Annotated in this window: 13 protein-coding genes; 6 read left to right on the top strand and 7 right to left on the bottom strand. The window is 56.9% G+C overall.

From position 1 onward, the window contains the following. Window positions 1–5: 5 nt before the first annotated feature. The gene (locus tag RMR21_RS06250; protein WP_498669808.1) at window positions 6–440 is read right to left on the bottom strand and encodes a phage portal protein; all 435 of its coding nucleotides are present in this window, start codon (window positions 438–440) and stop codon (window positions 6–8) included. Between the two features lie 155 nt (window positions 441–595). Between RMR21_RS06250 and RMR21_RS06245 the strand changes: the two genes are divergently transcribed. Continuing rightward, complete coding sequence (locus RMR21_RS06245) at window positions 596–976, top strand: hypothetical protein (RefSeq protein ID WP_498669807.1); 381 nt, start codon at window positions 596–598, stop codon at window positions 974–976. Here the strand turns inward: RMR21_RS06245 and RMR21_RS06240 are convergent. After that, on the bottom strand, window positions 950–1,201 hold the full coding sequence (locus RMR21_RS06240) for a hypothetical protein (protein WP_498669806.1): 252 nt from the start codon (window positions 1,199–1,201) through the stop codon (window positions 950–952). The two genes, RMR21_RS06245 and RMR21_RS06240, sit on opposite strands and share 27 nt — an antisense overlap. 469 nt (window positions 1,202–1,670) lie before the next feature. Here RMR21_RS06240 and RMR21_RS06235 point away from each other — a divergent pair, with 469 nt between their 5' ends. The 4 genes from RMR21_RS06235 to RMR21_RS06220 all read left to right on the top strand — a co-directional run bounded on the left by RMR21_RS06235 (window position 1,671) and on the right by RMR21_RS06220 (window position 4,677). Next, window positions 1,671–1,976: a hypothetical protein gene (locus RMR21_RS06235; RefSeq protein WP_498669805.1), complete on the top strand. Its 306-nt coding sequence runs from the start codon at window positions 1,671–1,673 to the stop codon at window positions 1,974–1,976. Window positions 1,977–2,064: 88 nt separating this feature from the next. Further along, on the top strand, window positions 2,065–2,310 hold the full coding sequence (locus RMR21_RS06230) for a DUF982 domain-containing protein (RefSeq protein ID WP_498669804.1): 246 nt from the start codon (window positions 2,065–2,067) through the stop codon (window positions 2,308–2,310). A gap of 588 nt (window positions 2,311–2,898) precedes the next feature. After that, window positions 2,899–3,672 carry a competence/damage-inducible protein A gene (locus RMR21_RS06225; RefSeq protein WP_498669803.1) on the top strand — a complete coding sequence of 258 codons (774 nt, stop codon included), beginning with the start codon at window positions 2,899–2,901 and terminating at the stop codon, window positions 3,670–3,672. A gap of 159 nt (window positions 3,673–3,831) precedes the next feature. Further along, window positions 3,832–4,677 (top strand): universal stress protein, encoded by an 846-nt coding sequence (locus RMR21_RS06220; RefSeq protein ID WP_498669802.1) that lies wholly within the window; start codon window positions 3,832–3,834, stop codon window positions 4,675–4,677. Window positions 4,678–4,853: 176 nt separating this feature from the next. On the opposite strand, the gene RMR21_RS06215 is transcribed toward RMR21_RS06220, so the two are convergent. From RMR21_RS06215 to RMR21_RS06200, 4 genes are all read right to left on the bottom strand, one after another. Next, window positions 4,854–5,627: an amino acid ABC transporter ATP-binding protein gene (locus RMR21_RS06215; RefSeq protein WP_498669801.1), complete on the bottom strand. Its 774-nt coding sequence runs from the start codon at window positions 5,625–5,627 to the stop codon at window positions 4,854–4,856. Window positions 5,628–5,638: 11 nt separating this feature from the next. After that, window positions 5,639–6,796 carry an amino acid ABC transporter permease gene (locus tag RMR21_RS06210; protein WP_498669800.1) on the bottom strand — a complete coding sequence of 386 codons (1,158 nt, stop codon included), beginning with the start codon at window positions 6,794–6,796 and terminating at the stop codon, window positions 5,639–5,641. 2 nt (window positions 6,797–6,798) lie between these two features. After that, complete coding sequence (locus tag RMR21_RS06205) at window positions 6,799–7,995, bottom strand: amino acid ABC transporter permease (protein ID WP_498669799.1); 1,197 nt, start codon at window positions 7,993–7,995, stop codon at window positions 6,799–6,801. Window positions 7,996–8,094: 99 nt separating this feature from the next. Beyond that, window positions 8,095–9,117, bottom strand: a complete 1,023-nt coding sequence (locus tag RMR21_RS06200; protein WP_174153255.1) for an amino acid ABC transporter substrate-binding protein — start codon at window positions 9,115–9,117, stop codon at window positions 8,095–8,097. A gap of 435 nt (window positions 9,118–9,552) precedes the next feature. Here RMR21_RS06200 and RMR21_RS06195 point away from each other — a divergent pair, with 435 nt between their 5' ends. Further along, window positions 9,553–10,740, top strand: coding sequence for a cystathionine beta-lyase (locus tag RMR21_RS06195; protein WP_498669798.1), 1,188 nt, complete (start codon window positions 9,553–9,555; stop codon window positions 10,738–10,740). On the opposite strand, the gene RMR21_RS06190 is transcribed toward RMR21_RS06195, so the two are convergent. Beyond that, the gene (locus tag RMR21_RS06190) at window positions 10,737–11,906 is read right to left on the bottom strand and encodes an FAD-dependent monooxygenase (protein WP_498669797.1); all 1,170 of its coding nucleotides are present in this window, start codon (window positions 11,904–11,906) and stop codon (window positions 10,737–10,739) included. The genes RMR21_RS06195 and RMR21_RS06190 overlap by 4 nt on opposite strands. Between the last annotated feature and the right edge of the window lie 2 nt (window positions 11,907–11,908).

Genomic DNA, 11,908 nt, shown 5'->3' with positions numbered 1-11,908 from the left:
GGCAGTCAGGATTTGGCGAATGCGCCGCGCTGGACGATCTCGTTAACTTCGCGCAGCTCGTTGCGGACACGGTTCACATAGGCAAGGCCACCCCAGTCTCGGGTGAGCGCGTCGGCAGCCAGATCGCGGATGAGTTCGAAGCCGGAAGTCCAAGGGTTCACATCACCCCGAAGCATCACGCCAAGCGGATGATTGCGGTCCTCTTCCTCGGTGCCGTCTTCCCGGCGTTCCATGATGCGGATATCGAGGGTGGCAGCGGCTTCGGAGATAACCCGCACCGCGTTGGCAACGGCGGGAACGCGGAGCGCAGCGGCTCCAGAGATGGCGACTGATCCGGGCTCTATGCCAGACCAGAGAGCGGTAAGAACGCCGTCAACGTCTTTGACGTTCTCGTCGCGTGTCTCAATCGTTTCGGTACGTTTGAAAGGGTTCCAGCTCATGCACCAGTTTATGGCGTATCTGGCACCGAATCGCGTAATGGTTTGAGCGGGGATTTCGTGGTTTAGCGGGGTTTGATGTGGGCTACATATCGCGTGTGAAGAAATGGAATTGTGATCGCTATAAGGTAATTCAATTACGACATGATCTAAATCACATGGACCAGAGATATGAACGCGCTAGGACTGGTAGCAAATTCAAACCCGGGTCGGTTGAAGCTCAAAAAATGTATTGGGATCATTATTCGGATCGCGACCTCCTCCAGGCAGACCTGGATGAAATCGAAAGTCGCAAAGCTATTGAAAGAGCAAGGCACTGGGGAGTGCCGATTCCACAACGCATCTACAAAGAAATGGAAACCAACGATGATTGGGATTGGTCAAGTGTCCACTATCGGCACTACCTCAGTGAGAAAGCAAAAATGATATTGAGGCGAGAGTGCGCTGCCGAAATTGATATTTATTATAAGCCTTGGGCCACATGGATCGCGGTCATCATAAGCTTTGTGGCTTTACTGGTTGCCGTCTTTAAACCGTAGGAAGGTAATCAAGTCTTCTTCGAATGCGTAGTACCGCCCCCCGATTTCCTTGACCGGGGAGCCGTCCTGCTTTGCCAGGGTGTCGCGCACGAAGTCAGCACCGACGCCAATGCGCCTGCCGATAGCTGGCAGCGTCCAGATAATACGTGATGGGTTGCCAGATGGCCTTGCGGCCTTATCCAGCACCTGATCAATACGGGCGGCTGTCAGATGGGGATTGCTCATGAACAACGATACCCTTCTGCTCGAAGTTCAGCGCCAACTCGCTTTCGTTCCTCAAACCCGTGACCTTGACGGATCAGCTTACGCTTGCCCTCGGTCAGCCTCCCAGTCCGCGAACGCTGTTGTTCCGGTCACGTCGTCGGCAAGCAAAGGGCCATCATCAATATGAACCTTCGCGACCCGGTGGCTTGGTTTCTTGATTGGATCACCAACGATGAGGCAAAAGGCGTGTGAATGGTTGATGGCGCTGCGCCAAGACATTTCTGGATGCATCTCGCCCATGACTTCCGCCAATGCGTTCGCGTGATCCCCGTTATCATTTCGGGATGAGGCGATGCCCCATGGACACTCACCCAGGGATCAATGGCGGCCCGGGGTCTGTATTTCCCTCGGAACATCCTTCCCCCTCGGCAGTTTAGGCTGGTAGCATCGCTGCGCAGAGTGGCAACCCATCACAGACCCGGAGAGAATCATGAAACTGTCCATCGCTTTGGTTAGTGCAGGATTGACCTTAGCTCTGGCGAGCTGCAACGCCACAGGCTTCAGCGCGACGGCAATCTCCTCCTACAGTCTTGAGCCGATCCCCGGCAGCATCACCTATCGCGGCCAGCCTCGCACGAAACTCACCAAGTCGCCAATCGGCAGCACGTTCACGCACAATTTCCGACGCTTCGACGACCGGGTCGTCGAAACCTACCAGATCCAGCCTGACCGCTCGCTCAAGATTATAGACCGACGGATCATCAGAAGCTGGTCGATGTTCGGTCGCGACGACTGATGCGGACAGCCCGTCCGTGTGGATTGGCCTTGTACTGACGACCGGAACCTTTTAAACGCGCTCCAACGTGGCCGTTATGGGATCAATCATGCAAACGCCTTGGAAAAAACCTGTCCTCGTCGCTCTGGAAGAACCTGGTGTTTATGTCAGCATCGAATCGACGCAGGCAGCATCCTGGGCCCTCATCGAGGACTGGCCGGAAGAGGATGGCGAAAAGCTGGATCGGGCCCTCCTCGTTTTTGCAGCCGTCGATGCGGGTAAAAAGAAACCGGAAGATGCCCGGCAAGCCTTCGTAGAAGCCGCCATCGAAGCAGGGCTGGACGTAAAGGCATAATGACGCAGGCGGAGTTCAGGTCTTAAATTTTGCGTCACAAACCGCTAGAGCGTTTCCTTGGTGACACGCAAACGCTCCAGACGAAGCATCCATTTCGCCCAAGGCATCCAATCATGAAGAAAAAAATACTTTTCAGTCTGCTCGTCGCATGTCTGGTCATCAGTATCGTCGGCCACTGGATTTTCGCTCTGCTTGTGACCTGAATTCGTTGTTACAGCCCCAATAGAAAACGCTCGATTTCACGCCCACGTCATGGAACTTCGTTAACTTTTGCACGTTCTTCTTTCACGAATATGAAAGGTAAAAGAGATGCGTGACGGTCTTAACAGTGTGCTGGAACTCTCCGTACTTGGCTTCGTCATCGTCACCTGCCTGATGATGATCAACCCCATCATTTAAACCGGCACGCGATTGGGTATAATGCCTAATTCGGACGATTTGAAAAATCGTTTATCGTCGTGCGATTTCCCAGCTCTATTTTCGAAGAGCCCTCGCGCGTTCCAGTTTTTTCACCTTCCTTCCATTGGCGTATTGCAATCCGTGTCCTTCGCGGTAACGTCTGCGGATATTCCATTGCGAGTGCCCTCCATGTCTGCACCCTCCTCCGCTTCAAGCCTCGTATCCGCAGCTATGCTCGCCATCGGTGACGAGCTCTTGTCTGGCCGCACGAAAGACAAGAATATTGGTCATCTCGCTGATGTACTGACGATGTCTGGCATCGATCTCAAGGAAGTACGCATCGTTGCGGATGAAGAGCCTGACATCATCGAGGCGTTGAATGCGCTGCGGGCGCGCTATGATTATGTCTTCACTTCAGGCGGTATTGGCCCGACCCATGACGATATCACGGCAGATGCCATTTCAGCCGCTTTCGGCCTGCCCTGCGAGCACGACGCCGAGGCCCTGCGGCTTCTGGGCGAGATGTACCAGAAGCGCGAGATGGAATTTACAGATGCTCGCAAGCGCATGGCGCGGATGCCGCGCGGGGCGCAACATATCGTCAATCCGGTTTCTGTGGCGCCCGGGTTTATCGTTGAAAACGTCTACGTCATGGCAGGGGTTCCACAGGTGTTTCAGGCGATGCTGGACAACGTCATGCCGACTTTGCGAACGGGCGCGAAAGTCCTGTCCCAGGCCGTTCATTCTCCCTACGGCGAAGGCGATATCGGAACGCCATTGAGCGCGGTTCAGAAAGCCCATCCGCAAACCAGCATCGGCTCCTATCCGAAATATGACGGGCAGCGCTTTTCGACCGAGATCGTCGTGCGTGCCCGCGACGCGGATGCCATGAGCGCCGCAACGAAGGACGTCGAGGCTATGCTGGAAACCATCGCACAGCAGAAAGCTGCTCTGTCGGCGTGAACAGACTGACGGTTCAGACGTTTTACGCATGGCTGCTGTGCCTTGAGCCATTGCGCCCGTAGCGACCCTTGTTGCGACAGGCTTCGTGACACAGGCTGAGACGACAGCGCTGGTGCCGCATCCTTCACGCGGCGCTTCACCCGAATGAGGAGCCCGGTTATGGCTTACAAAACGATACTGGCCGTGATGGATACCGCAGAGAACGCCCATAAACTTGGCGACTTCGCGGTTTCCCTTGCCAATGATTTTTCCGCCCACGTCGTCGGTCTCCACATGGAGACATTCGCGACGGTCCCACTCGTCGCACCGATGGAGATGCCGGATCCTGCCACGGTGCAGGCCGTTCAAGAGGTCGCGCATCAGCAGACCACGGACGTCGAACGTATCTTCAACCAAACAATGTCGGCAGGCGGCGTTTCGCACGAGTGGCGAAGCTTCATGGCCTCTGTCGGCTATGCGTCAAGCTCCGCACTCCAGAGCGCTCGCTGCGCCGACATCGTCATAGCGCGACAGCCAAACACGTCGGCCCTGTCCGACAGTCGCGCAGATATCGACAGCTTTCTCTATGACAGCGGTCGTCCCGTTCTTCTTGTGCCGCACACATTGGACTACCCCAAACCGGTCAAGCGTGTGCTTGTGGCCTGGAACGGATCGCGCGAGGCAACGCGCGCGACCTTCGATGCTTTGCCATTTCTGATCGCAGCCGAAAGTGTCGAGATATTCTCCTTCGGCGCAGACGACAGCGACGACCACGCCAAGGCCCTCGCTGGAACCGAACTTGCCTCCACACTCGCCCGCCACGGTATCAATGTGACTGTTACCTCTCAGGAAAAGGCGCACGGCGTCTCTGCCAAGACCGCCATCGAAACCCGATTGTCCGATAATAGCATCGACCTTCTGGTCATGGGTGCTTACGGCCACTCCCGCTGGTGGGAAATGCTGTTCGGTGGCGTCACCCGCACCGTGCTGGACAAGACGACGGCCTTGACGCTGATGTCACGATAGGCAGTTAGCATCATGACAAAAAACAACCCGCCGATGACCTCGGCGGGTTGTTCGATTCGGATGCATCTTGCATTGACGCTTTTCGATGCGTCATACCGGGCTTGACCTGGTATCCGACAGCGCCACATATGCGCTCCTTCGTGGCAAAGCGAGACGCGCTGCCACGCGGCTGACTGCTAGTGCAGGATCTGGCTGAGGAACAGTTTCGTGCGTTCATGCTGCGGGTTGTCGAAGAATTCCGCCGGCGAGTTCTGCTCGACGATCTGGCCCTGGTCCATGAAGATGACGCGGTTGGCGACCTGGCGCGCGAAGCCCATTTCATGGGTTACGCAGATCATGGTCATACCGTCTTCGGCAAGGCCGACCATCGTATCCAGGACTTCCTTGACCATTTCAGGGTCGAGCGCCGAGGTCGGCTCATCGAACAGCATGATCTTCGGCTTCATGCATAGCGAGCGGGCGATCGCCACGCGCTGTTGCTGGCCGCCGGAAAGCTGGCCGGGATATTTGTTGGCCTGCTCGGGGATCTTGACACGCTTCAGGTAATGCATCGCGATTTCTTCCGCTTCCTTCTTGGGCGTCTTGCGAACCCAGATCGGCGCCAGCGTGCAGTTTTCCAGAATGGTCAGGTGCGGGAAGAGGTTGAAGTGCTGGAACACCATGCCGACTTCGCGGCGCACTTCATCGATCTTCTTCAGGTCATTCGTCAGTTCGATGCCATCGACGTGAATGCTGCCCGACTGGTGCTCTTCCAGACGGTTGATGCAGCGGATCATTGTCGACTTGCCCGATCCCGAAGGACCCGCAACGACGATACGCTCACCCTTCATGACCTTGAGATCGATGTCGCGCAACACGTGAAAATCGCCGTACCACTTGTTCATGCCGATAATTTCGATTGCAGTATCGGTCGTTGAAACAGCCAGCGTCTTTGCTTGATTTTCTGCCATGATGTTTTCCCTTACTTTTTATGTCCGGTGTCGAGGTGCCGTTCCATGAACAGCGAGTAGCGCGACATGCCGAAGCAGAAGATCCAGAAGACGAAGCCGGCGAAGATGTAACCGGTCACAGGCGTGACAGGTGTCGCCCAGTTCGCATCCGACTGATTGAGATTGACGATGCCGAGAAGGTCGAACATGCCGATGATCGACACGAGCGAGGTGTCCTTGAACAGACCGATGAAGGTGTTGACGATACCGGGAATGACGAGCTTGAGCGCCTGCGGCAGGACGATAAGCCGCGTCTTCTGCCAGTAGTTCAAGCCGAGCGAATCGGCACCCTCATACTGCCCCTTCGGAATGGCCTGCAGGCCACCACGAATGACCTCGGCCATATAGGCGGAGGCGAACAGCGACACACCAACGAGAGCACGCAGGAACTTGTCGAAAGTCCAGCCATCGGGCAGGAACAGCGGCAACATGATGCTGGCGAAGAACAACACTGTGATCAGCGGAATGCCTCTTATGACTTCGATGAAGATCGTGCACAGCGTCTTGATCACCGGCATCGTCGAACGACGCCCGAGCGCGAGCAGAATGCCAAGTGGCAGAGACACGGTGATCCCGAAGAACGACAGGATCAGCGTCACCATCAGCCCGCCCCAAAGCTGCGTCTCAACCCGTGGCAGGCCGAAATAACCGCCGACCAGCAGGAAGAAAGATATGAACGGCAGCACGATGAACAGCAAAAGTGCGTTCAACGACTTCTGTGGCGCCTTGGGGATCAGCATCGGAACGAGCAGCACGACGAAGGCTGCCAGAACCAAAAGCGGACGCCAGCGCTCTGCAAAGGGATATCGTCCGAACATGAACTGTTCGAACTTGGCGTTGACGAAGGCCCAGCATGCGCCGGACTGCCCGTCCGGCAGAGCGCCCCCCTGGCTGACCGTCAGGCAGGCCGTGCGGTCCGTACCTGTCCATGCGGCATGGATGAACAGCCATTGCACCAGCGGCGGTATGATGTAGGCCAGCAACGCGAGTGCCAGCACCGTAAAGATGGCGTCCTTGGGTGTGGCGAACAGCTTGGTGCGCAGCCAGTGCGAAATTCCGACCTGGCTGGAAGGAGCGGGTGCCTGCGGCACCATGTCGGCCCGGACATAGGAGATCTGTTTGGTTGTCATGGTTATCTCTCCACCAGCGCCATTTTCGCGTTGAACCAGTTCATGATCAGCGCGGTCGTGAGCGACAATGTCAGGTAAACCGCAAGCCAGATGGCCACGACCTCGACGGCCTGCCCTGTCTGGTTGAGGATGGTACCGCCAACCGCCACGAGATCCGAAAAGCCAACGGCAACAGCCAGGGACGAATTCTTGGTGAGGTTGAGATACTGGCTCGTCAGCGGCGGAATGATGATACGCATGGCCTGCGGCACGACGATGAGACGTGTGATGTTGTTGCCCCGCATTCCGAGCGCACTGGCTGCTTCCGTCTGTCCTTTCGCCACGGCCTTGATACCACCGCGGACGATTTCGGCAATGAAGGAGGCTGTGTAGAACGACAGGGCCAGATAGAGCGACAGGAACTCAGGCGCGACAACCGCGCCACCGGTCAGGTTGAATCGACCGGCAATCGGATAGTCGAACGTAAGCGGCGCGCCGATCGCCAGGAACGTCACCAGCGGCAGGCCGATGATGATGGCCGTACCGAATATGCCCGTGCGGAAGGGTTGACCGGTTCGCATCTGGCGAGCCTTGGCCCAGCGATAGACGAAGTAGGTGATGACGACGCCGACGAGGAACGCCACCGGGATCATCCACGACCCCTCGCCCCAAACCTGACGCGGATAGAAGAAGCCACGATTGTTGAGGAAGGTTCCGAGCGGCATCCCAACCGAGTCGCGCGCCTGCGGCAGAATGGTGATGACACCCTTGTACCAGAAGAAGATCACGAGCAGCGGCGGCAGGTTGCGGAAGATTTCGACATAGGCCTGCGCCAGCTTCGAGATCAGCCAGTTTTTCGACAGACGGGCGATACCGACGATGAAACCGATGATCGATGCCGTGATGATGCCGAGAATGGCCACCTGCAACGTGTTCATCAATCCGACGAGGAACGCGCGACCAAATGTATTGTCGTTGTTGTAATCGATCAGCGTCTGGCCGATGTCGAAGCCAGCTCTGCCGTTGAGAAAACCGAAGCCCGATGAAATATTGGAGCGTTGAAGATTATGAATGGTGTTGCTTGTGATGATCCAGACAAAAAACGCCAGAATGATCAGGGTGACAACTTGATAGAATATCCCGCGCATACGCGGATCATTGATGATGGATGTCGCGCTTTTTGAGCTGGACGACTCCGAGTGGAGCGCTTTGCCTGCCATCGGCACCTTTCCCTCTGTGTGCTCTTTGCGAGCTTCTTGTATGATTAAGGAGGCAGAGCGTTGGCCCCGCCTCCCGCATAAAGCTGGCCGTCTTGACGATTAACGGATTGGAGGCGCGTACTGCAGGCCGCCCTTTGTCCACAGTGCGTTCTGGCCGCGTTCGATCTTGAGCGGCGAACCGGCACCAACGTTGCGGTCGAAGACTTCGCCGTAGTTACCGACCATCTTGATGATGTTGTAAGCCCACTCGTTGGTCAGGCCGAGATCGGTACCGATCTTGGTGCCCTCTTCCGTGCCGAGCATACGCTTCAGGTCAGGGTTGTTTGCGTTCTTCTGCTCGTCGACGTTCTTGGACGTCACGCCCAGTTCTTCGGCATTGACCATCGCGTAGTGAACCCAGCTGACGATGTCGAACCACTGGTCGTCACCCTGGCGAACGGCAGGTCCAAGCGGCTCCTTGGAGATGACTTCCGGCAGAACAACGTTCTCGTCGGGTGCCTTCATCTTCAAACGGATCGCATAGAGACCAGACTGGTCGGTGGTGTAGACGTCGCAACGGCCGCTATCGTAAGCGGATGTCGCATCGGATTCCTTTTCGAACACAACCGGATTGTACTGAAGGTTGTTGATCTTGAAGTAGTCGGCGAGGTTGAGCTCGGTCGTGGTGCCCTGCTGAACGCACACGGCCGCGCCGGACAGCTCGAGAGCCGATTTCACGTTGAGGCTCTTCTTCACGATGAAGCCCTGGCCGTCATAGTAGTTGACGGTGCGGAAGTTGAAGCCGAGCGATGTGTCGCGGCTGACGGTCCATGTGGTGTTACGCGTCAGAACATCGACTTCGCCGGACTGAAGCGCAGGGAAACGGTCCTTGGAGGACAGCGCGACATATTTGGACTTGGATGGGTCGCCGAATACGGCAGCTGCGATACCGCGGCAATAATCAACGTCGATACCCGACCATTCACCCTTGTCGTCAGGGTTCGAGAAGCCTGGAATACCGGAGCTCACGCCGCATGTGACGAAACCCTTTGCCTTGACGTCTGCGAGCGTGGCGGCAGATGCAGCCGATGCAGCTCCGAAAATTGCTGCGCCAATGGCGGCTGTCAGAAGTGCCTTTTTCATTTTTCCCAACCTTTGTTTCTTATTCGTCATTTAAGAAGTCGCCGCATCTCGTCACGTTACGGACCAGCTCCCCGCCTCACCTCCCGGTGCGCGCTTCTATCACAATCGCAATTGCCTTCACGGTCAAGTCTCGCCCGCAAGAATTGTGTCCAAAAAACGGAATTTTTCAAAAGTCGTCGTTTTAATGGGCATATGTCTATTTATTATGCGGAAAAAGGCTAAAAACTGCTCATCCTGTCAGGCAGGTAGACTGAATTTTTCAGCATATGACCACGACCTATACCCGGATCGCGCGAGTTTGAGCGCATCCCGGCCGCGATTGTCGGTCTTTCTACGCAAAAAGCTGATTGCAAATTATTTGAGATGACGAAGTCTTGACCGCAACTGTGTTTGAAGACCATTTTCGGTCATCAATAAAACGAAAGATATGTAAGCATGAAAGACAGAGACGGGTTTTTAGGTGCGGCTGGCACCAACACGCGGCTTGCTCATCTGGGCAACGACCCGGCCGATTACTACGGCTTCGTCAACCCGCCAATTGTGCGCGGCTCGACCGTGCTTTTCCCTGATGCAAAGACGCTCGTCTCGGAAGATCAGAAATATACCTACGGCACCCATGGTACACCGACCACGGATGCGCTGTGCAATATGATCAATGTGCTGGAGGGCTCGGCGGGTACGATCCTCCTGCCGTCGGGCCTCGCCGCCGTCACCGTTCCGTTCATGGCCTATCTGTCGGCGGGCGACCACGCGCTGATCGTCGATTCCGTCTATTATCCGACCCGTCGTTTTTGCAACAAGATGCTCAAGCAGTTCGGCGTCGAGGTCGAATATTACGATCCCGCCATCGGCGCAGGCATCGAAGCGCTGATCCGACCCAACACCCGCCTGCTCCATCTTGAGGCGCCAGGCTCCAACACATTCGAAATGCAGGACGTCGCGCTGATGTCGACCATCGCCCACCGGTACGATTGCGTCGTGACCATGGACAACACCTGGGCGACACCACTTTATTTCAAGCCGCTGGAACACGGAGTGGATGTCTCCATTCACGCGGCCACGAAATATCCGGCCGGGCATTCGGATGTCCTGATGGGCTTCGTATCATCAAATGAAAAGCACTGGAAAAAACTCTACGACGCCAACACAGATATCGGTCTCTGCGTCACCTCTGACGACGCCTATCAGGTGCTGCGCGGCATGCGGACGATGGGCATTCGTCTGGAGCATCACGGCAAGAGCGCGCTGGAGATCGCGCAGTGGCTGGAAAGCCGCGACGACGTTGCGCGTGTCCTGCACCCTGCTTTGCCAAGCTTTCCAACCCATGAACTGTGGAAACGAGATTTCAAGGGTGCGAGCGGCGTGTTTTCCTTCGTTCTGAAAGCAGATGAAGCTCGCTCCACCGAAAAATCGCATGCCTTCCTTGATGCGCTCTGCATCTTCGGACTCGGCTTTTCCTGGGGGGGCTACGAATCGCTGGCTGTTCCGGTTTCCCTCCGAGACCGCACAGTCACCCATGGCCCAACGGAAGGCCCTGTGATCCGCCTGCAAATCGGCCTTGAGGACGTGGCCGACATCAAGCGCGATCTGGAAGCGGGATTTGCCGCGGCTGCAGCGGTTTAAAGCCCCTCTGCCCTGTAACCATAGAGCCAGTCGAAGTCCGCCAGAAACGCGTCTGGCGGTCTCACCGACAGCAATATGTCACGCCCCATCCGCAACGGACCACGTGCGTGATAGGCGAACCTGTTCAGCGCCGCGCGTTTGCGCGCCTTGTCGATGCGGGGAATGCGATGTGCCTGGAACTGCGACAGAGCGTCCGGCAACGTCACGGCGCGATTCACGAAAGTGGCGAGTTCAAAGGCATCTTCAATCGCCATCGCCGCACCTTGCGCGGCAAAGGGCATCATGGCGTGGGCGGCATCGCCGATCAGAACCGTATCAGCGCCATTGTGCCATGCGCCTTTCCCTGCCTGAAACAGCGGCCAGAATGTCGGCTTGGAAGCGCTTTCGAGCATCGGCATGAATGCGTGGTTCCAGCGGCTGAACTGCTTCATCAACAGCATCTGCTGCCCGCCCTGCGCTTGCGCCTGCCATGTGGCACCCGGATTGGCACCAGCGGCAATGGCCACCACATTGAAGCCACCCGTCTTGGCCAGCGGATAGGCGACCAGATGCGCCGATGGGCCTAAAAACGCCGTCACCGACCGGCTTCTGAGGAAGTCCGGCGCATCACTTTTCTCCACCGTGAAACGCCAGGCAACATTGCCGGAGAATATCGCTGTCGGGCTTCCCGGCACAGCATTTCGCGTGCTGGACCAGACGCCATCGGCACCGACGATCAGGTCGGGTTCACGGAAAATCGTCGCCGCGATTTCACTCTTGCTGACGCGCTGCAACTGTATGCCGAGATGAAGTGTGCAGAGCGGATTTTGCTGCACCGCTGCTAGCAGCGCCTGTTGCAGCGTTGCCCGGTGCAGCGCGCCATAGGGCGATTCCCAGCGTGAACGCGCAACCTGCCGCATGGGCAACGAAACCAGCCGTTTCAGCGACAGGCCGGAGGTCAGATCGACCATTTCAGGCTCGAGCCAGCTTTGCTCGATCTGCGGCAACACGCTGAGTTCAGCGAGAATGCGGGCGGCATTGGGCGATATCTGAAGGCCTGCCCCCACCTCCTCCAGCCGGGACGCACGTTCGATAATATCGCAGCGAACGCCTTGCCGGGCAAACGACAGGGCTGCGGTCAGACCGGCAATACCGGCACCGATGATCGCGACGGATTTTACGGGCATGG

Source organism: Agrobacterium sp. rho-8.1, from assembly GCF_033957725.1.
Classification (GTDB): domain Bacteria; phylum Pseudomonadota; class Alphaproteobacteria; order Rhizobiales; family Rhizobiaceae; genus Agrobacterium.
The sequence above is the reverse complement of the archived record's forward strand: the minus strand, read 5'-3'. Positions and strand labels throughout refer to the sequence as shown.